16 protein-coding genes and 2 pseudogenes are annotated in these 20,931 nt (G+C 55.3%); 8 read left to right on the top strand and 10 right to left on the bottom strand.

Annotated features, from left to right (window positions below; all coding sequences use genetic code 11):
* Positions 1-17 precede the first annotated feature (17 nt).
* On the bottom strand, positions 18-449 hold the full coding sequence (locus KZZ06_RS03650) for a DUF1489 family protein (protein WP_219578697.1): 432 nt from the start codon (positions 447-449) through the stop codon (positions 18-20).
* Between the two features lie 120 nt (positions 450-569).
* Here KZZ06_RS03650 and KZZ06_RS03645 point away from each other — a divergent pair, with 120 nt between their 5' ends.
* Entirely contained in the window at positions 570-2,852 is a 2,283-nt protein-coding gene (locus KZZ06_RS03645) for an adenosylcobalamin-dependent ribonucleoside-diphosphate reductase (protein ID WP_219578696.1), read from the top strand.
* Between the two features lie 164 nt (positions 2,853-3,016).
* Here the strand turns inward: KZZ06_RS03645 and KZZ06_RS22455 are convergent.
* Both KZZ06_RS22455 and KZZ06_RS03640 read right to left on the bottom strand, forming a co-directional pair.
* Positions 3,017-3,148: pseudogene (locus tag KZZ06_RS22455) on the bottom strand (IS481 family transposase); the annotation flags it as partial.
* Positions 3,088-3,267 (bottom strand): annotated as a pseudogene (locus KZZ06_RS03640) (helix-turn-helix domain-containing protein); the annotation flags it as partial. The pseudogenes KZZ06_RS03640 and KZZ06_RS22455, both read right to left, overlap by 61 nt.
* An 830-nt stretch (positions 3,268-4,097) precedes the next feature.
* Between KZZ06_RS03640 and KZZ06_RS03635 the strand changes: the two are divergent.
* From KZZ06_RS03635 to KZZ06_RS03625, 3 genes are all read left to right on the top strand, one after another.
* A complete protein-coding gene (locus tag KZZ06_RS03635) occupies positions 4,098-6,356 on the top strand; it encodes a choice-of-anchor F family protein (protein WP_257884221.1) in 2,259 nt (752 codons plus the stop codon).
* A gap of 396 nt (positions 6,357-6,752) precedes the next feature.
* Entirely contained in the window at positions 6,753-7,718 is a 966-nt protein-coding gene (locus KZZ06_RS03630; RefSeq protein WP_219578694.1) for a PleD family two-component system response regulator, read from the top strand.
* A gap of 19 nt (positions 7,719-7,737) precedes the next feature.
* Positions 7,738-8,058 carry an Hpt domain-containing protein gene (locus KZZ06_RS03625; protein WP_219578693.1) on the top strand — a complete coding sequence of 107 codons (321 nt, stop codon included), beginning with the start codon at positions 7,738-7,740 and terminating at the stop codon, positions 8,056-8,058.
* A gap of 130 nt (positions 8,059-8,188) precedes the next feature.
* On the opposite strand, the gene KZZ06_RS03620 is transcribed toward KZZ06_RS03625, so the two are convergent.
* On the bottom strand, positions 8,189-9,514 hold the full coding sequence (locus tag KZZ06_RS03620) for a HAMP domain-containing sensor histidine kinase (RefSeq protein WP_308339996.1): 1,326 nt from the start codon (positions 9,512-9,514) through the stop codon (positions 8,189-8,191).
* A 200-nt stretch (positions 9,515-9,714) separates the two neighbouring features.
* On the opposite strand from KZZ06_RS03620, the gene KZZ06_RS03615 reads away from it, so the two are divergent.
* The gene (locus tag KZZ06_RS03615; protein ID WP_219578691.1) at positions 9,715-10,422 is read left to right on the top strand and encodes an acyl-homoserine-lactone synthase; all 708 of its coding nucleotides are present in this window, start codon (positions 9,715-9,717) and stop codon (positions 10,420-10,422) included.
* 1,061 nt (positions 10,423-11,483) lie between these two features.
* Here the strand turns inward: KZZ06_RS03615 and KZZ06_RS03610 are convergent.
* The gene (locus tag KZZ06_RS03610) at positions 11,484-12,239 is read right to left on the bottom strand and encodes a class I SAM-dependent methyltransferase (RefSeq protein ID WP_219578690.1); all 756 of its coding nucleotides are present in this window, start codon (positions 12,237-12,239) and stop codon (positions 11,484-11,486) included.
* Positions 12,240-12,361: 122 nt separating this feature from the next.
* Here KZZ06_RS03610 and KZZ06_RS03605 point away from each other — a divergent pair, with 122 nt between their 5' ends.
* Genes KZZ06_RS03605 through KZZ06_RS03595 form a run of 3 tightly spaced genes read left to right on the top strand, consistent with a single transcriptional unit; the run spans position 12,362 to position 15,381 of the window.
* Positions 12,362-13,498: an ABC transporter substrate-binding protein gene (locus KZZ06_RS03605; RefSeq protein WP_219578689.1), complete on the top strand. Its 1,137-nt coding sequence runs from the start codon at positions 12,362-12,364 to the stop codon at positions 13,496-13,498.
* A 60-nt stretch (positions 13,499-13,558) separates the two neighbouring features.
* On the top strand, positions 13,559-14,626 hold the full coding sequence (locus KZZ06_RS03600) for an iron ABC transporter permease (RefSeq protein ID WP_219578688.1): 1,068 nt from the start codon (positions 13,559-13,561) through the stop codon (positions 14,624-14,626).
* A complete protein-coding gene (locus tag KZZ06_RS03595) occupies positions 14,620-15,381 on the top strand; it encodes an ABC transporter ATP-binding protein (RefSeq protein ID WP_219578687.1) in 762 nt (253 codons plus the stop codon). Before KZZ06_RS03600 ends, KZZ06_RS03595 begins: the two co-directional genes overlap by 7 nt.
* 152 nt (positions 15,382-15,533) lie before the next feature.
* Here KZZ06_RS03595 and KZZ06_RS03590 read toward each other — a convergent pair whose 3' ends face one another.
* The 5 genes from KZZ06_RS03590 to KZZ06_RS03570 form a co-directional block, all read right to left on the bottom strand.
* A complete protein-coding gene (locus tag KZZ06_RS03590) occupies positions 15,534-16,499 on the bottom strand; it encodes an oligopeptide/dipeptide ABC transporter ATP-binding protein (protein WP_219578686.1) in 966 nt (321 codons plus the stop codon).
* The gene (locus KZZ06_RS03585) at positions 16,496-17,485 is read right to left on the bottom strand and encodes an ABC transporter ATP-binding protein (RefSeq protein ID WP_219578685.1); all 990 of its coding nucleotides are present in this window, start codon (positions 17,483-17,485) and stop codon (positions 16,496-16,498) included. The genes KZZ06_RS03590 and KZZ06_RS03585 overlap by 4 nt, the downstream gene beginning before the upstream one ends.
* Positions 17,482-18,354, bottom strand: coding sequence for an ABC transporter permease (locus tag KZZ06_RS03580; protein WP_219578684.1), 873 nt, complete (start codon positions 18,352-18,354; stop codon positions 17,482-17,484). Before KZZ06_RS03580 ends, KZZ06_RS03585 begins: the two co-directional genes overlap by 4 nt.
* 1 nt (position 18,355) lies before the next feature.
* Positions 18,356-19,276, bottom strand: coding sequence for an ABC transporter permease (locus tag KZZ06_RS03575; protein WP_219578683.1), 921 nt, complete (start codon positions 19,274-19,276; stop codon positions 18,356-18,358).
* A gap of 70 nt (positions 19,277-19,346) precedes the next feature.
* Positions 19,347-20,879 carry an ABC transporter substrate-binding protein gene (locus KZZ06_RS03570; RefSeq protein ID WP_219578682.1) on the bottom strand — a complete coding sequence of 511 codons (1,533 nt, stop codon included), beginning with the start codon at positions 20,877-20,879 and terminating at the stop codon, positions 19,347-19,349.
* Positions 20,880-20,931: the final 52 nt, after the last annotated feature.

The following is a 20,931-nucleotide window of genomic DNA, read 5'->3' as shown; positions in this document are numbered from 1 at the left end:
TATGGTTCGTTTGAGGTTTAGAGCACGCCGATCTCGGCCAAGGCGCGGTTCAACTCGGTGGGAAGTGGCTCTTCTTCCTCGCGGCCTGTTGGTAGATCAGCGGGCGCGTCTTCGGGGCTGAGGTAGCGCCAGCCTTGGAACGGGCGTTTTAAGGCGCTTTGGACGCGGACAAGCGTTGGGTCCATCGTGATTGCGCACCGGCGAATACCGTCTTGCCCGATATATTCATCCAGTCGTATGATTTTTTGTCGGCATTGAATAACGCCTTTGATGACCCAGAAAACAGAACCGCCATTGGTCAATTCTGCTTCGCGTTTGGGCCACATGCGGGTGACGTGGCGGGGTAGGCCGTCAGCCGCTTGAGCGCGCTTAGTTTTTTGCCAAGCGGCTAGATCGTCGGTATTTTCAGTACCTACCGACAATTTTAAGATGTTTACGTACTTATTCAAAGAATCTCTCCGCCTTGCGTATATAATGTAGCTTGTCTGTCATGACCTTCAAGCTGTTGTGCTTTTGCGGCGATTTGAGGTAAGGTTAAATCCATCCCGAAAAACTCCAAGGAACCGAGTATGTCACGATTCGCCACCCCTATCGCCGAACAAATTTGGGATATGAAATACAGGTTCAAAGACGCCGATGGCACGCCAAAAGACGTGACTGTCGAAGACACCTGGCGGCGGATAGCACGTGATTTGGCACAGGTCGAAAAACAGCCGGATGTTTGGGAAGATACGTTTTTTGAGGCCTTGGAGGATTTCAAATTCCTGCCTGCGGGGCGCATCACCGCTGGGGCAGGTACCGCACGGCGTGTGACGCTGTTTAACTGTTTTGTCATGGGCACCGTGCCTGACAGCATGGCCGGTATCTTTGACATGCTGAAAGAGGCGGCGCTCACCATGCAGCAGGGTGGTGGGATCGGGTATGATTTCTCGACCATCCGTCCTGCGGGGGCAGATGTGCTGGGCGTGTCGGCTGATGCTTCTGGGCCGTTGTCCTTTATGGATGTGTGGGATGCGATGTGCCGCACGATCATGTCTGCCGGATCGCGCCGTGGTGCGATGATGGCAACGATGCGGTGCGATCACCCCGATGTTGAGAAATTTATCGCGGCCAAGTCGGACCCTGCGCGGTTGCGCATGTTCAACATGTCGGTTCTGATCACAGACCCTTTCATGGATGCGGTCAAGGCGGATAAGCCGTGGGACTTGGTGTTCGATGGCAAGGTCTACCGGACCGTGCAGGCGCGTGATCTGTGGAACCGGATCATGAAGGCCACCTATGAATTCGCGGAACCCGGTGTGATTTTCATTGACCGGATCAACAGCGCCAACAACCTGAGCTATTGTGAAACCATCGCTGCGACCAACCCCTGTGGCGAACAGCCATTGCCGCCTTACGGGGCCTGTTTGCTGGGGTCGATCAACATGGCACGCATGGTTGCTGACCCGTTTAATGACGCGGCCCATCTGGACGTTGACGCATTGGACAAGCTGGTCGCGACGGCTGTGCGCATGATGGACAACGTTGTGGACGTGTCGAAATTTCCGCTGGACGCCCAAGAGGCCGAGGCCAAAGCCAAGCGGCGCATCGGGCTGGGTGTCACCGGGCTGGCAGATGCGTTGTTGATGGTCGGATTGCGCTATGGCTCGGACGAGGCCGCAGCCCAGACCGAAGCATGGTTGAAGGTGATTGCGCGCGCCGCCTATCTGGCGTCGGTCGATTTGGCCAAGGAAAAGGGTGCGTTTCCATTGTTTGACGCGGATGCCTATTTGGCATCGGGAACCATGCAGCAGATGGATGAGGACGTGCGCGGTGCCATCAAGGAAAACGGCATTCGCAACGCATTGCTGACCTCGATCGCGCCAACGGGTACGATCAGCCTGTACGCGGGCAATGTCAGTTCCGGGATCGAGCCTGTGTTTGCCTATGCCTACACCCGCAAGGTGCTGCAAAAAGACGGCAGCCGTACCGAAGAAGAAGTTGTCGATTACGCCGTTCAGATGTGGCGTGATTTGAAGGGCGATACTGAACTGCCCGATTACTTTGTGAATGCGCAGACGCTTGCGCCGTTGGACCATGTCAAAATGCAGGCAGCGGCACAAAAATGGGTCGACAGTAGCATTTCCAAGACAATCAACTGCCCCGAAGACATCAGCTTTGACGCGTTCAAAGACGTATACATGGCGGCGTGGGATCAAGGGTGCAAAGGCTGCACGACCTACCGCCCCAATGATGTGACCGGGTCGGTTCTATCCGTCTCTGAGGAAACCGACAGCGCCCCTGGCGAAACCGCTGCGCAAGCGACGCCCCAGAACGGCGGCGAGGTTGTCTACATGTCCGAACCGCTGGACCGCCCCGAAGAGCTGGAAGGCGCGACTTACAAAATCAAATGGCCAGATAGCGAGCACGCGCTTTACATCACGGTCAATGATGTTGTCATCGGGGGCCATCGTCGTCCGTTTGAGGTCTTTATAAACTCCAAAAACATGGAGCATTTCGCCTGGACCGTCGCCTTGACGCGCATGATCTCGGCTGTGTTCCGGCGGGGTGGGGATGTATCCTTTGTTGTTGAAGAGCTGAAGGCGGTGTTCGACCCGCGCGGCGGCGCTTGGATGGGGGGCAAATACATCCCGTCAATGCTGGCCGCGATTGGTGGGGTGATCGAACAACACCTGATCGCCACCGGGTTTATCGCAGGCGAGGGGCAGGGGCTGAAATCTGACCCAAGCGCCCAAGTTGTCGGCTTAACCCCGCCTCGTGGCAAAGCATGCAGCAGCTGTGGACAGTATGATTTACGGATGGTCGAAGGCTGCATGACCTGCGGTAGCTGCGGCCATAGTAAATGCGGATAGTATTGTAGGGCTACAGAAGTTATTCTTATTCTGACCACCAATTAATGGCCACCGGCCGGGTTAGAATAGCCATTTTGCAAGCATAAGAAGTCTATCGGGCGGAAACGCCCGATTTTCTTGTTTTTGGCCCTTGAAGCAGGATGCCCAGGGTTCGACTCTGTCCCAGGTGATATTTGCGGCGCAGATACAGGACCTTTTCGACAATCTCTGGCGGCGTTTGATTGGCCGGGTTCTTTGGAATAGATTTGGCATTCTTCAGACCAGCTTCGCCATGCTTTTGATACGCATCCCGCCATCTATAAAAGCTGGATCTCCCAATCCCGAAATACCGACATGCTTTGCGGGCATTGACGATCTTCTCGGCATGTTGAAGCACTCTCAGTTTACGTTGGAGGTCTCGTTCTTCGTTTGTCATGAAAACTTCCTCCACCCCAAATTGGGCAATTTACAGGAAGTGTCCCGAGAGTCCGTACATATCTACAGACGGCAACCACGTGCACATCGATTTTCCGTCACAAGATGGGAGTAGACGAGGGGGGGTGCCACATACGAACGCCACATAGCGCAGCCCAGAAACCCCGAGTTGAAGCGGGATCAGACCGCCGCAGAATCGTCTGAAGCTAACGCAGCAGCATCCCCGTGATGTGTTGCGCATTTGCCCGCCAACTGCACATTACAGCCCGAATCTGAAGGGGCACGCGTCCCGAAACCTCCCAAAGGGCGCATGTAGAGGTAAAATCTCTTATTCCAATCAAACGCTCTAAATTGATCGTACTTTGTCGCTGTGTGAACTGAAGTGGCACCTGAAACGGTCGCCATTCAGGAGCGTTCAACAAACCCTCGTTTTTGGCAGGTGTTCTAACCATCACGACTGGCGCTGTTCTAAACGCCGCACCAAACCCTTAAGATTGTTTAATGTTTTCAGATTTCGCGTGATGGCATAAATTCTCGGCGTTGCAGGGCTCCGGTCAATCGAGGCTCTGATCAGCCGCTCGCCTTGGACCTTCACGTCACATTTCTGAACTCAGAAGTTGGTGCTGTGATAGATGCGGGTCCTGTGACTTTGGTGCAAAAATCACGCAGGCGTTGTGGCCGGAAGTACACACACATTGTGGCCTTGATTTAAATCAATGTTCAGATGACCGGAACTGGCTATATTATATTCAGATATTCATTTTCATGCTTTTTCCTGAGGGTGATAATGTCTGAATTTTTGGCACTAGTTGGAGGGATGCTAAATTGAATATGCGTAAATATATGATGGGGACAGTCACCCCGTTGGCGATTATTGCGGCGTCCTGTAGCGCCGCTTGGGCGGATACACTGGACAGCGATCCTTTGATTTCGATTTCAGGGGACGGCTCGCTGTTTGCCGACCCAGATGAAGGTGTATTGGAACCCGGCCTTAAGGCGGTAACTTTTACATCCACGAGAGTTGGCTCAGGTGACAGCGCAACTTATGTCGATCCATTCGAAAACATTATCACTGATTTTTCGACGCTAAGCTCTCGCGGCGACGTTCCAAACTGCTTGATGGCAAGCAACCCCGACATCTATTGCGATTCAGCATCTGGATCTGGCAAACGGATCAAGGCTTGGTTGACTGGTCGCAACCCGTTCGATATTCGGCTGCGCACGACCGCAAGCCCCGCAACGCCTTCGGTTGATTACTTTACTTTTGGTAAGGTTTCCAACTTCACCGGTGCCCGCCTGACCGGCTTTGAGCTTCAATTGCTGGATGCCGACGGGAACTCAATGGGCGCGCTGACCCCAGCAAATGCTGCTTTGTTCAACCTCAATGCCACGGCTATCGGTCTTGGCTCGGGCTTGCCTGATGGCCTGTTCGGCGAAGGCGGTAACGAGGGCGAGATCGGCTTTTTCTCTGATGAGAAAGCGCGTTTGGCGCTTACATCTTCAACCGATGTGCTGGCATTCGGAGAGCTAACGAACACGGCATATGTCGAAAACTTCGGCAGCTATTTCCTTGATGACTCCATGGTGCCGGACGGTTTGTTCTGGGACGATAACACCGATCCGGATGACGAAAGCGCGCTTGTCGCATGGAACAATATTGCTGACGGTGGCTGGACTTACGGTACCTTGGACACAGCGGCCAATATTGCTGCGCGTCTTCAGGAACTGGCGACGACTTTGGGCGTCGAGGTGGCTGATCTTAATTACGTCGAAGGCGGCCTTCTTCCTGCTGACATTGTTGCGGCTGCAACCGCAAACGGCTTGTTCGCCATCGATCCGATCGAGGATTTGCGCAATGCGAACCTCAACTACACGACCACAATCGGCACCATTGACGGTGGCGAGATGATACTTCGGATGGTGCCGCAATTTGCGCCTATCGTGACCAGTGCGACAACAGACTACCAGTTCAGCACAGCAGGCTATCTTGATGCAGCGGCAAACGTACCATACTTGGACGTGGGCAATGCAGCAGCCTATCAAACAGCGATCGCTGAGATACTTGCATTGGATGCGGCTGATAGATCACTGGCATTGGACAGCACGGGCTTTGGTTATGCAGCAGCATTTTCAAGCGTGGCATCCGAAGCTGCACGTGGCCAGGTTTCTGCAGTCACGAGCTTTGCGCCATTGGCGGTAAGTACGGATGGTCCAGCAGCCGTTTCGACCAGAGGCACGGGCAACATTTGGTCCATGACCGATGGAATGTACGGCCTTGCATCGATCGGCGGGTCGAGTTCAAACTTCGATGCGACAAGCACGTCTTTGGGCTACGATGTTGACATCACATCCTTCACAGTCGGCGTCGAAAAGCTTATCGATGGCTCCAACTCCTCGATGGGTCTGGCACTGGGTTACATCAACGGTTCTGCAAGTGCGGATAACGGTTTGGGCGATGTTGACGCAGATGGTTACACCCTGACAGCGTTCTCACGGACCCGTTTCGGCCAAGGTGGATTGGTGCAAGCGTTGATCGGCTATCAGGACCTGTCGTATGACTCCTCCCGATATGTAATGGGTCAGACGGCGACCGGTGCTGCAGATGGCTCGCAGGTCTTTGCGGCAGTGAAAGTCGATTACATGAAAGACAGAGGAGCATTTAAGTTTGGTCCTACTGCATCGCTCGAATACTATGACAGCTCCGTCGATGGCTTTACCGAGACTGGTGCAGGCATCTGGAACCGGACCGTGGGCGGGCTTTCGTCAGACACTTTCCTAGCATCGATCGGTGTTCGCGGAGAGTATGCGTTCCACAGCGGCGGGAATGAAAACCGTGTGGTCGGCAGCGTCAAATATACAAAGGCTTCCGGTGACGATCTTGTCGTACAAAGCGGCTTTGTAGGTTTGCCCGGTGCCGCCTCTACCGTGGCCGGACTTGACGAAGACCTGATCGATGTGGCGTTCGGATTTGACAGCGTGTTGTCGTCAACATCCTCCAATCAGGTTGTCCTTCAAGCCGGTTATCGTGGTAGCTTTGGTAAAGACTATGACAGCCAAGGCGTGCATATCGGGATCAAGATGGCCTTCTAATTAACCAAGCCATCGTACTAACCATGTAAACGGCGTCTAGTTTAGGCGCCGTTTGCGATTCCAGCGTATATTTTGCCGGCCGGAAGCTTTCAGTAAGCTGCGAGAGTGCGACCAGAATGCTTGGCGAAGAACGCAAATCCGGAGCGACGATGTCGGATAAGGTCCGCGCTAAATCGGGTATTTGCAAAGGCTGGCATTTCATTGGTGCGGACACGGCACCACGCCCAAAAACGGTGCCGCAGATCAGCGCAATCATCTAAAACGAAAAAAAACAATAACTTGGGCGGCAGTTTGCCGCACACGCAATATTTCTGCCGCATTCCACCTATAGTTCGAAACGTGCTATAGATCGTGCAAGACGCCGCCCTTGGACGGCGTCATGTTGAAGGATGTGAAATGAAAATACTTGCTGTTGACGACGATGAAGTCATCCGCGGACTTTTAGCCGAGATTTTAAAGATCATCGGATTTACGGATGTCACCTTCGCGGCGTCAGGGAAAGAAGCCCTGAATATTTTGCAGGCAGCAAAAGATCCTTTCGAGTGTTTCCTGCTGGATATTGAGATGCCGGGTATGACGGGCATCACCTTGGTCACGCACATCCGGAAAATGGCTGAATACGCAAGAACACCAATACTGATGGTCACGTCAATGGCCGAACGTGTGTATGTCGACAACGCGTTTGCCGCCGGTGCCACTGATTATGTGAACAAGCCAATTGATGTCGGCGAGATGCACGCACGATTGCAGCTGGTTTCCGAACTGGTGGCCGAGCGGAAGAAAGCCAAAGGGGCCCACGCGGGTGGTGCCGATGTGGCGCTTGCCCCGGCAGACACAAGCGAGCGTCTGCATATCGAGAATATTGACGGTGTCATCGACTATCTTTCGCTCGAAAACTATTTGCTGCAACTGTCGCGATTGTCGTTGTTCGGCAATTGCGCCTTTGGCGTCGCGATCAAAGATTCAAAGCACCTGTTCCAAGGGCTAAGCAGTTACGAGTTCCATTCCGCCATCACCGATGTCGCAGAGGCATTGTCGGAATGTTTGAAACCACACCGGTTTTTCCTGGCACATATCGGGGGCGGCGATTTCGCGGGGATCAGTGACGCCGGGCGTCAGTTTGATGCCAGCGAATTCGAAACCGCAGTGAGCGACAAGCTGCGAGAGATGGATCTGTACTATTCTAACGGTCGCCCGATGATGGTCCATCTCGCGGTTAGCGATCCGATCCAGTTGGATTGGCGGTCTTCGCGCAGTTCGGTCAACGCCCTGCTCGAGGCGGTAGGACAGGCAGAGCAAAAGACCCTTTCGCCGGCGGATGCGCTGATCGAGATTCAGCCGCCTGTTAAGCCGGGGCACTAGTAAAAAGGGTAGGTACCCAATGAATGGTGATTTTCTTGCTGGCATGGAAAAGGTGCGGGTAAAGTTTTTATCCGAATTATCGGTGCGCAAGCAGTCGCTGAATGACGCCTATTCCGCCCTGATGGCCGAGGGTGCAGATGATCGCGTGATCCAGGACATATCCTGGATCGCACATAAGGTGTCGGGATCGGCCGCGACCCTTGGCTTTAAAGAGCTGGGCCGGCAGGCGTCGCGGACGGAGCGGTTGATACTCCAATCCGCGGGCGACCCAACCCTTGATGATGGTGCATTACGGGTCGAAGTGGTCGAGCTTCTCCGATTGATGGATGACCCCAGCTGACCCGGACAACGGACCACCCTGCGGTAGCACCGAACCCGACCTTCACCATGCGCCTAGGCCTTTGCCTGTGAAGGTAGGGGCAATTTCACCGGCCTATCAAACTGTGGGTTGGGGGCAGGGCCCCGTTATCTTAGCCCGCAGATTTCAACGTCACTTTGAACGTCGTTCCCATACCCAGTTCGCTATCGTATTCGATGGTGCCGCCATGGCCCTCAACGATACGCTTTGAGATCGACAGCCCCAGACCTGTCCCTTGGAATTTGCGCTGGTCACTTGAATCAATCTGACCGAATTCTTCAAAGATCTGTGTCTCACTGCCTTCGGGGATCCCGATGCCATTATCTGACACCGACAAGACAAGGTTTTCACCTTCGCTGGCCAGAGACACATGTACAATGCCACCCGTCTCCGAAAACTTGGCTGCGTTGGAAAGCAGGTTCGTAACCACCTGACCTAAACGCTTTTTGTCTCCCAGAACAAAATGTTTTTCCTGCGGAATATCAACGTCGACCTCGACGTTCAGTGTTTTGGCATAGGGTTGAAAGTTATGGATGTTCGCGGTCACGAGGCTGCCCATATCAACCATTTCCAAGTTTAGCGTAAACTTGCCTGCATCCGAGGATTGCAACAAAAGCAGATCACCGACGAGGTCGATCAGGCGGCTGCTGTTGCTACGGGCAATGCCCAGCAGGCGGGACATCTTGGCGGGAACTTCCCCGGCAGAGCCCACATCAATAAGATCAAGCGCCCCCTTGATCGACGTCAAAGGCGTGCGCAGTTCATGGCTGACCGTGGCGAGGAAGCGTGTTTTCGCCTCGCTTGCGGCCAGCGCGTTCTTGTGTTCGATCTGAAGGGCGAGGCGGCTTTTGAGCAGAACCGTGTAGCCCAAGATAAAGGTGCGCGCGAGTTCAAGAACAAAGCCCAATACAAACAATACCGTAAAGAGATTGAGCCAAATCTCGGACTTGAGCGGTGGCCTGACGATCCACACGTCGCGAATGGCAATATACAGAATTGCAGCCACATAAATGGCGAGCCGCGAAGCGAGGACAGGAATAAACTGGTGGTTGTTCATCGTCGCAAAAATTGAGGCCGAAACAAGCAAAAACAAAGGCAGGAAGTGCCCGCTGTCGGTGCCCTGCTGAATGGCGATCGAGACGCAAAACAACGAGATGGTTACCGCGCTCAGAATCGTCCCGAAGTAGATGTGGTAAAACGTCCTCCGCGGCTTCATCGTCTTTGACGCGCTGGTCGCTAGAACGTGGCGCATTAAAAGGGTGTCATATGTCTCGCAAATACCAATCGCTATAAGGAAAAATAGCGCCACCTTCGGGTCATAGTAAAAGCCCGCAAGACCCAGTGCTGACAGGTAAATGATGGCTCTTTGCCAGAACAGTTTTTGTCCAACAATTGCATAGTCACGCAACCGTTTCAAAACGGAGCGGTGTTCGGCCACATTTATGCCTGGCAAGGATATAAGGTCTTTAGAGTCTACCATACTTGAGCGTCCCGTCAGCCCTGGAGGGCATCTACTAAAAAAAACATGCGACCATACTACTTTGGGTGGAAATTTTGTTGCGAATATGGCAGAAACATGGCTGTATACCATTTATTAACTTTTTTCGGTCTCGTAACCAAGGCGTTAGGTAGTAAAATATGGGGTTTCATAAGGTAAAGGCGATTGGTGAGGCTGAATCGGTAAAGATCAAGGTTTCTTCCAGCCGCAAATCGACCGCACATAAGGTGGATCCTCCGCTTCCGTCGATGGTAACCAGAATTGAAGAAACCGTTGTATCTGCCAATAACCAGCACCACTATGGGCAGCTTTACGCGGATAACCTTCGGGCGCGCAAAGCGGTATTCATTGATCAGAAATCTTGGGATCTTCCCCAAACCGACGGGATGGAGTTCGATCAGTACGACACACCGCAAAGCCGTTCGGTCGTGATCCACGAATACGGGCGCGTATTGGCGGGTGTCCGGCTTTTGCCGACGACAGCGCGCTGTGGATGCTATTCATATATGCTTCGGGATGCGCAGCTTGGGTTGCTGCCTAATATCCCCGAGCACGTGCTTTATGAGCGCGCACCGGTGATGCCCCATGTCTGGGAGGCAACACGGCTTTTCCTGACCAAAGACGAACCCGCCGAGCGCCGCCTGTTTATTCAAACCAAACTGATCAAGGCAATGGCGCGTGCCGCCACTGAGCAGGGCGCAACCCATGTGATCGGCATCGTGCCAGCTGTTTTCCAGCGTTGGATGAACCGCCTCGGGCTCAACGCGCTACCCATGGGGCCAAAGCTGGACATTAGCGGCGATCACACGCAGGCCGCCGTAATGCATGTGGCAGGCCAATCATCTTAGGTCTCAAGAGAGCGGTAACTGGGTGGTCGCCTGCGAGCGTCCGGCATGAGCGGAAGAAATAAATGGGAACCTTGAAGTCAGCTCTTCAAGGCTAAAAGCATGCGTGCCGCGTTGGAAAATCACTTAAGCTAAATGGGCGCTCGAACCATCTTGTGGGTGATTTGCTAGCAAAGGGTCGCTAGGATGAAACCGACCGTACTTCGGTAGGCGCAAAACCGGCATAGTATTGTATCTGATCTGTAAAAGTGGTGCCCAGGGGCGGATTGCATACATCTAGGAAAAACAACGATTTGTGAAAAAGTGGGGCACTAAATTTGATCATATTTTATTGGGAGATTTCGAATTGTTGTCCCACGGGTTTGTATGGCTGGCTCGCTCGTGCTGAACTAAGCGTCGGGTCTCATTGGGGCGTGAGGTGGCTTTTTTTTGGGGGGGCCAAGCTGATGCGGAGCTATTTTCAAAAATCCGCTGATAGGATAGCCCCTTGGACAGCTCGAGAAATAAAGTAGCTGGGGATCCGTGACTTGCTGACATTGTTGCTTGCGCGCGCAGCAGACAATACCCACTTGAACAGTTGTGCTGTTTACCCCGCATTGTGCTTCCAACGCGGGGTGATGTCCTTGAACGGCGCAGTGAAGGGCGGGAAGCCGTCATTTGCTTCATGATGAGCCAAGAACACTCTCTTAGCAAATAACGCTATTTGGACACATAAGCGCTGACGTCAAACAGCAGAGTGCAATACGCATCGGTTACCACCACGTCCCGCCGTCACTGACGCAGGTGTCATCCACATGCCAATTCAAGCGACGCCAAGATCGGTGTTTTTAGGGGCGTGTCGCTATCTCCAAGACAACCTAGCGTACCCGTCGAGAAATTTTCCTCAAACATCCAATCGAAACCTGACTAATCAACAGACCCATGACATGGCTACCGAACTGTCCCAGGCCAACGCAGAAATATCTGCTGACCGCTAAGTTGTAAAACTTCGTCGTGCGTTTCGTGAACCGACAGTTCGCGGAGACCATGCGCAGCGCGTTATAAGTGACTTCCTACGCGGGTATCTAGGGTTTGGACGCGCTGATTGCGTAGCGATGTTCGGAGCGACGCAGAAGTGATTTTCGCCAATCAAGCTGTGTGGCTTGCGCGCGGTGAATTGGTGCGAGCCGTGTGTCGATAACAATCTCGTCGTATCCGGTGGAACGTAACAATGCAGCCACTTGATCCGCGCGTGCCCCAGCACTGAAATGTACCTTGGCAAGGATATCCTTGTGACGGGCAGCATTGGCCGCGGACATTGCGCTGTGCGATCCATCTGGCATAATCCACTGAAATATCCTGCCCAGCAGGCTGCGGGATACAAAATCGCCATCCACAATCAACAATTTCCCTCCTGGCTTGAGCACACGAAACCATTCGGCAAAGGCGGCCGCAGGGTCCACCAATGTCCAGACTAGATGGCGCGTGACGATCACGTCCATGCTGTCCGAGGGCAGCGTCGTGCGCTCTGCGTCGGCCTGCAGAAAGATCACGTCCGGAAGTTTTCCCCGCGCACGTTCCAGCATCGGTTCCGCCCAATCAAGACCCGTAACAACAAAGCCCAACCGCTGACACAAACGCGCGATTTCTCCCGTGCCTGACGCAAGATCGAGAAGTGCGCGCCCGTCTCCATCGCTAAGATGACGCCGAAACAGAACCTCCCACTCGGCCATTTCGGTACCGTCATCTATGCGGTGGCCAGGATCATCGTCAAAAGTGGCCGCGCGGTCCGACCAATAGTCGCGGATATCGTCGCGCAGGTCTCGGTTAGTTGGCGTCATGATGTTACTCCGATAGTGTTATCGTCGTTTTATTTAGTTGATTAAAAGTGTCAACTTTTTAATTGACTGAAACAGTATGGAATACTAGGCGGTCTGGAGAGATCATTCTTCAGGAGCTTTACATGACCCTTCGTCCACTTCTCGGTGCCACTGCGCTGAGTCTTTTCGCAGCCAGCCTTGTGCAAGCCGATCCCATCACCCTAACCGACATCGCCGGTCGCGAAGTTACGGTCGACGCACCGGTCGAACGCGTGATCCTGGGCGAGGGTCGGCAGGTGTTCTTTACTGCAGTATTGGACAGTGAAAACCCATTCGACCGCGTCGTGGGTTGGCGCGACGATTTCCGCCAGGCCTCACCGGAAAGCTATGACATCTACGCCGAGAAATTCCCGCAATTGAAGGACATCCCGACCTTTGGCGGGTTCAAAGACGGGTCGTTTGACATCGAACAAGCGGTGGCGTTGAATCCCGACGTGCTGATCATGAACCTTGAATCCAAGGCCGCGACAGACGAGGCAGGTTACGAGGCTAAGTTGGCCAAGGTCGGCATCCCTATCGTTTACGTAGACTTTCGTGAAAAGCCGTTCGAGCACACCACGCAGTCTATGAATATCGTCGGGCAACTCTTTGGCGAAGAAGACAAAGCCGCGGAATTCCAGACCTTTTACGAAGAACAGATGGCCCGCGTCACTGATGTGATCGCAGCGCAGCAGGATCTGCAGCGCCCGCTGGTCTTTGTCGAGCGCGCCGGCGGCTATTCCGAAGATTGCTGCATGTCCTTTGGTGACGGCAACTTTGGCCGGTTCGTGGAACTGGCAGGGGGCACCAACATGGGGTCAGAGTTTATTCCCGGCACCTTTGGCACGGTGAACGCCGAACAAGTCATCGCCTCGGACCCCGATCAGATTGTCGTCACGGGTGGCAATTGGGACGCTTATGTACCCGGCGGCGCATGGATTGGCATGGGGCCGGGCTCGGACATGGCCGAAGCAAACCGCAAACTCGCAGCTCTGATGGAACGGCCTGCTTATACAGGCGTGAAAGCAGTTAATAGCGGGCAGGTCCACGGCATTTGGCACCAGTTTTATAACTCGCCCTACAGCTTTATCGCCGTCCAACGGCTGGCAACATGGCTTCACCCTGAGCTTTTTCCCGATCTTAACCCCGAAGCAACGCTGAAAGAGCTGCATACCCGGTTTTTGCCGGTGGATTACAGCCCGGGTTATTGGACCACTCTGGGCGACACAGCGGGCAACTAAGTCTGTTTGCATCTAAACATGGCGGCCCTTAACGGGCCGCCAAATGCCATTGGGGACACCATGACAACCGCCGAATTACATACATCCGAATCCGCGAGCGTACAAAGTTACCGCGGGCTGGTGGCCCGCCGCATCGCGATCCTTGCAGGTCTAACCATAGCACTGGTGTTGTCGGTGGCGGTGGACGTTTCACTAGGTCCTGCGCGCTATGCCTTATTGGACGTTCTGAAAACGCTTTTTGCGCCGGGGGCCGCCGATTTGCAGATACGCGTCGTCGTCTGGGATATTCGAATGCCGATGGCGTTGCTCGCTGTGACAGTCGGGGCAAGCTTGTCGCTGGCCGGCGCGCAGATGCAGACCATTTTGGCAAACCCGCTGGCCAGCCCGTTTACCTTGGGTCTTTCGGCGGCTGCAAGCTTCGGGGCGGCGTTGGCGATGGTACTGGGCGTTTCATTGTTTCCCGGCGCTATTTCGTTAATGGTTCCAATCAACGCTTTTGCCATGGCAATGGCGGCTTCTCTTTTGATTTTTGGCCTGTCGACACTCAGAGGCGTGACTGTAGAAACGATCGTGTTACTGGGCATCGCGTTGGTGTTCTCGTTTAATGCAGCTCTGGCATTGCTTCAATATTTCGCATCCGAACAAGCGCTTTCTGCGGTGGTTTTCTGGACCATGGGAAGTCTGTCCAAGGCCACTTGGGGGAAGGTCGCGGTGACCGCGATTATTCTCGCGATCTGCACGCCGCTATTCGCCCGCCGTGCTTGGGCGTTGACTGCGATCCGGCTGGGCGAGGTTCGGGCCTCGGCCATGGGGGTGCCCGTGAAACGGTTGCGCCTCGAGGCACTGGTGCTGGTCTCGGTGCTGGCCGCGGTGCCCATAAGTTTCGTCGGCACGATCGGTTTCATCGGCATCGTCGGACCCCATGTGGCGCGCCTGCTGTTGGGCGAAGACCAACGGTTTTTCCTGCCCGGTTCGATGCTGTCGGGCGCAGTGATCCTTTCGGCCACGTCAGTTTTATCCAAGGCGATCCTGCCGGGGGCCGTGCTTCCTATTGGTATCATCACCGCCCTTGTAGGGGTGCCGTTCTTTGCAGCACTGATTCTGACCAAGGGCCGCAAATCATGGTAAGTTTGACGCTGGACAAGGTTGGCGCGCGTTATGGTCGGCACCAAATCCTGTCTGATGCCTCGGCCAGTTTGCAAGGTGGTGTGTTGACTGCATTGGTAGGGGCCAATGCGGCCGGAAAATCAACCCTATTTCGTCGCATCGCCGGGCATCTACGTGGTGCCGGTGACGTCCGGTTAGAAGGGGCCCATGACCATGACCTGCGTTATATGCCCCAAGACACCGGCATGACCGCCGCGCTAACGGTCTATGAATCGATCATATTATCGCTGAAGCAAGGTAGCGGCGGCTGGCGTCTGTGTGCTGAGGAACTGCGCGCCGTTGACGAGACCGTGCGCCGCTTCAACATCACGCATCTGGTCGATCAACAACTGTCCGAACTTTCCGGTGGGCAGCGACAGGCGGTATCAATCGCGCAAACGCTCGTCAGCCAGCCCAAAGTTGTTCTCATGGACGAGCCAACCTCTGCGCTTGACCTCAACCGCCAGTACGAAGTGTTAGAGTCACTGCGCCTGTATGCCGAGGAAACCCAAGCGGTGTTGATTTTGGCGATGCACGACTTGAATCAGGTAATGCGTTGCTGCTCTACGACCATAGCACTGGCGGAAGGGCGCACCCTTGCCTGCGGCCCGACCCTCGACGTGTTGACCCCTGCCCTGATCCGTCGCCTTTACGGCATCGATAGCCGGGTAGAACGGTGCTCACGCGGTAACCCTGTAATGATCGTGGACGGCCCAGCTGCACAGGATGCGATCTGATAGCCTGTGGTGCTGCCTGAGCATCATTTGTCGTATGGGAAGAAATTCGCCATGTTCCAGCTGTCGGGCTCCACGTGCCAATTGTCGACATGCAAAGCGGGATTTTCCGGTCTCTGCGGTTCGCACCAAGGCAACCGCGCCAGACAAATCCGTCAGCTGTTCAAATCAACTTTCAGGCCCGCCCGTTCGCAACGCACCAAGCTTTCGTTGATTTCGCGCAGAACCTGGAGCCGCGTCCGGCAACTGTCCAATACATCAGGGCAGCGTGGGGCGAATAGGCATCCAGTCCGGGGTGCGAATGGGTCAGCCGCCGTCGCGCCAAGCTTTAGGTCGGGCAATCCCAAGCCGGGTTTCGGAGCCAAGGTCGCCGCCAAGAGTGCACGCGTATAAGGGTGTTGAGCAGCCTCGAATAATACCTCGGTCCGTGCCTCTTCTACCTTTTCGCCAAGATACATGACTGCAACCCGGTCGGCCAAATGCTCCACTACCGCGAGATCATGACTGACAAAGATCATGGTTAAATCAAGCTCGGCCTTAAGGCTCAGCAGCAGATTGATAATTTGGGCCTGCACGGACACGTCCAAGGCAGAGGTGGGCTCGTCGCATATCAGCACGCTCGGTTTCAGGATCAGGGCACGCGCGATAGCGACGCGCTGGCGTTGCCCACCAGACAATTCACCCGGATAGGCATCGGCCAGACGGGACGGAAGGCCCACAATATCCATCATCCGGGCGACTTCTGTTTTTTCTCCGGTGCCGCCATGCAGTCGCAAGGGTTGCGCGATGAGAGTCCGAATACGCTTAACCGGATTAAGCGAGGCATTCGGGTTCTGAAACACCGGCTGGATAACGCGCACACGCTCGGCGACCGGCATCGCACCTATTGGCTGACCAGAGATCAGGATTTCGCCGGAATCGGGCTGTGCCAATCCCAACATGATACTGACAGCCGTGCTTTTGCCGCAGCCGGATTCGCCGACGAGCCCGAGTGTTTCCCCCTTGGCAACCTCAAGCGAAAGGTTGTTTACCGCCAGCAGTTCCTCGGTCTGGCCAAGTAACCCACGGCGCAGGCGGAAGGTTTTACGGATGTCGGTCATTTGGATCATAGGATGGATCATTGTAACGCCTCGCCTGGGGCTGCCATAAAGCACTCGACAAACCCGTCTGATCCATGTGCGTAGCGTGGGACGGGGCTACTGGCACATTCCTCACTCGCCAGTTCGCACCTATCGCGGAACGCGCAGCCGTGCATCGTACCGATGAGACCCGGAACCCGCCCCGGGATTGCCGGCAATTGGCTACCGCGTTTTGTCACGCCCGGCACGGGGATCGCACGCAGCAGACCTTGAGTATAGGGGTGCAACGGTGCACGAAACAGCTCGTTGGCAGGGGCCAATTCCGCGATGCGCCCTGCGTACATCACAGCAACATCGGTCGCGATTGCGGCAACGACGCCAAGGTCATGCGTAATCAAAAGCATTGACAGCCCCAGATCCGATTGCAATTCGCCCAGCAAGCGCAGGATTTGAGCCTGAATGGTCACATCCAAAGCCGTGGTTGGTTCATCCGCGATCAGCAGACGCGGGCGGCCCATCAGCGCAGACGCGATCATAATGCGCTGGCGTTGGCCACCCGAGAATGCGTGCGGGTATTGGGTCAGTCGAGCAGCAGGATTGGATATCCCGACACGGTCCAGCATTTCAATAGCCCGTGCGTCTGCCGCCGAACGGTCGAGCCTCTCTGAGCGCATCACGCCTTCGGTCAACTGTCGCCCGATGGTCAGCGTCGGGTTGAGCGAGCTTGTGGGGTCCTGAAAGATCATGGCAACGTCACGTCCGCGCAATTGCGAGAGTTTAGATTGCGGGTTGTGGGTCAGATCCTGACCAGCCATGTCGAAGCGATCGCATGTCACCGATGCATAGCGCGGCAGCAGGCCCATTAGCGCCATTGCCGTCAGCGACTTGCCGCAGCCAGATTCGCCAACCAGACAAAGCGTATGTCCGCGTGCGATCTCCAGATCGACTCCGCGCACAGCGTTCAACAGCCCCCTATCGGTCGGCAGTGAGACCGACAGGTTTTTGATATCCAAAAGTAATTCAGTCATCTTCTTGCAGGCCCCGTAATGTCGCGCATGCCGTCTCCGAACAGGTTGACGGCCAATACCAGCAGGCAGAGCGCCGACCCCGGCAAAGCGATCAACCACGGATCGAACAGGATGTTGTCCCGGCCTTCGGAGATCATCAGCCCCCACGACGGAGTGGGCGGTCGCACGCCAAGACCAAGGAAGGAAAGCGCGGCCTCGAGCAAGATGACGTTCGCGACCTCGAGTGTCACCACGACAAGGATCATGCTTTGCATGTTCGGCAATATCTCAAGGAACAGAATCCGGGCGCGGCTTGCGCCAATGGCCCGCAGCCCATGAATGAACTCTTGATGTCGAAGGCTTTGCGTCGCAGCCCGCGCGACGACAGCGAACCTGTCCCACAGTAGCAACCCCAAAACGGTGATCAGTGTGGTCAGCGACGCCCCCCCAAGGGCCACCGCTGCCAAGGCGACCAGAACAATCGGCAGCGAGAGCCGCGTGGTAATAGCAAAGCTGATCACCATATCGACCCAGCCGCCAAAATAGCCAGCAAGCAGGCCCAACGTCACGCCGATCACGCCAGAGACCAGCGTAACACCCAAACCAACGCCAAGAGAAATCCGCGCGCCGTAGATCATACGTGAGAGGTAGTCTCGACCCAAGTGATCCGTGCCCAGCAGGTGCTCGGGCACAGACCGGTCGTGCCAGAACGGTGGCAGCAAGCGCCGAGTCAGGTCCTGTGCAACGGGATCGTGCGGCGCAAGCAGCGGGGCGAATACTGCAACCAGCACGATCAGCAGCAGGATCGATCCACCGATCATAACACCGGAGTTGCGTAAAGATTTTTGCCACACCGTAGCGGGCCGGGTTTCAGCGGAAATGTCGGACATTCTATGCAGCTCCTCTGAGACGGGGATCAAGAATAGCGTTCAGGATATCGGCGCAGGTTGTCAGTGCGACATAGAGCAACGAAAGGATCAGAATGATCGCCTGAACCACCGGCAGGTCGCTGCGCAGCAAAGATTCCCAAGCCAGCCGCCCCAGTCCGTTCAGCGCAAAGACGCTTTCGATCACGATAGAGCCGGACAGAAGCAAACCCAGTTGCACAGCGGCCAGCGATACCAATGGCAGAACGGCATTGCGCAATGCATGGCGATAGATAACCGTCGTCATTGGCAATCCTTTTGCCCGTGCCGCGCGAATGTAGTCGGTTGCCAAAACGTCGATCATCCCCGACCGGGTGATCCGCATCATTGCGGGCATCGCATAATAGCTCAGCACGATCACCGGTAGGATGTAACCCTGCCATGTCTCCGCGCCGGAAATAGGCACCCAGCCGTACCAGACCCCAAACACTACGATCGCCATGAGGCCAAGCCAAAAGCTTGGGATGGCTTGGCCGGTCACGGCCAGAACAAGTGCTGCACGGTCGATCCAACCATTGGGACGCAGTGCCGCCGCCACCCCGAGTGGAACTGCAACCACAAGGGCCAGCAAAAAGGACATCACACCGAGCTTTAAAGTCACGCCGAAACGGTTCCCGATAATCTCGGTGACCGGAATATTGAAATAAATGCTTTGGCCAAAGTCACCCGTCAGGGCGTTGCCGACCCAATCGAGATACTGGATCAAGAGCGGGCGATCAAAGCCGTAGGCGATACGAATAGCTTCGGCATCTTGTGCCCGACCACCCGCACCAGCAATCGCGATTGCCGGATCGCCAGACAGAAACATCAGGGCGAAACTGATCGCCGATACGGTTACGCAGACGCAAAAGGCGACGAACAGCCGTCTTAAAATGAATGAAACCATGTTGTTTTCCCGTATGAAGGTCCGGACGACGGGGAGAAAGCCGCCCGGACCATTGCCTTTTGAGGGTGACCTATTTCCAGCTGGCCATCCACCAACGGGCAAATTCGTCGGGGTGCGGAGTAAAGTTCAGATCATTGGACAGGCCATAGTTGACGTTGAAATTGTACATCGGCATCCAATAGGCTTCGTCAGCGATCTTCTTGACGGCGAGGCTGTAATTCTCGGCACGCACGTCACGGTCGGCCGCAGTGTCGGCCACAGTCAACCAACCCGCCACTTCCTTGTCCTGAACCAGATCGTCGGCACCGCCGCCAAAGAAGTTTGACAGAATAAAGACGGCATCGCCGATCCCGTAGCTGCCCCAGTTCGAGAAGAACGCTGGCAGTTCTTTGGCGCGCCATTTACCAATGCCCGCCGCATACTGTTGTTCGTTCAGAACAAGCGTCACGCCGACTTTGGCCAGATCGGCGGCGATAGCTTCGGCTGTCGGGCGGGGCATAGCGGCAAAGACCATTTCAAGCTCGAACCCATCCGCATAGCCCGCTTCGGCCAGCAATGCGCGGGCTTTTTCCGGGTCATACTCATAGGTCGTCACATCCTGCTCGCAGCCAAACTGTGCCGGGTTACAAGGCGTGTTTAGAACTTTTGAAGCGCCGCCCGCAAAAGCATTGACGACGGCCTCGCGGTTGGTGGCGTGGATCAAGGCTTGGCGTACACGCTTGTCTGCGATTGGGCTGTTGCCCTCGATCGCTTCGGGGGCAAAACCGACATATCCGATGCGCATAATCGGAGCGCTGATGATCTGAACGCGGCTTTCAAGACGCGCTGCCTGATCGGGGGCAATGCGCCAAATCCAGTCCAGATCGCCAGACATCAGTTCGGCGAATTGTGTGTTCATTTCTGGCATGGTGCGGACCACGATCTTGCCGATCGCCGCCCCGCTTTTCGGGCTACCGGCGTAGTGGTCTTCGAACCGTTCCAGTTCGTAACGAATGCCGGGCTCCTGCGACACCAGCTTGTACGGCCCGGTGCCGATGGGGGTTGCGGCCATACCCGCTGATCCGTTCTGCGCAAAAAACGCATGTGGATACATCGGCAAAGCATCTGCCAGCATTTCGACCGCACCAGCAAATGGCTTGGACATGTTGATACGAACTTTGTAATCGTCCAGCTTTTCGACGCTGTCGATCCAGTCAACCGAGATCGAATAGCGGGTGCCATATTCGGCAGCGATGACAGTGTTTAGGGTCTCAACGACGTCATCGGCCGAAAAATCCGATCCGTCGTGGAACTTGACACCTTTGCGCAGCGAAAAATCCATCGTTAGCGGACCGGTGAATTCCCAGCTTTCTGCAAGCGCAGGTACGATTTCGCCAGTGTCGAGGTTCTTGTATAAAAGCCCGTCGTAAATGTGACGCGCAAGTATAAGCCCCTCGCGGCCCGCGATCTTGTAGGTATCCAGGGGTTCCGGCTCGGCTGCGAAGGCGACGTTAAGGGTGTTGCTTGCCTTGTCAGCCAGGACCGGTGTGCCGGTCGAAAGAACAGTACAGGCAGCAAGCGCCGCGAGCCCTGTCAGAATTCCTTTAGATTGAAAGTATGTCATGTGATCCTCTGTTGGTTGGGAGCGATAGTATTTTCACGGCCGGTTTTCCGGC

The sequence above is a fragment of the Sulfitobacter sp. CW3 genome, assembly GCF_019392245.1.
Classification (GTDB): domain Bacteria; phylum Pseudomonadota; class Alphaproteobacteria; order Rhodobacterales; family Rhodobacteraceae; genus Sulfitobacter.
This window is presented reverse-complemented; position numbering and strand designations above follow the sequence as displayed.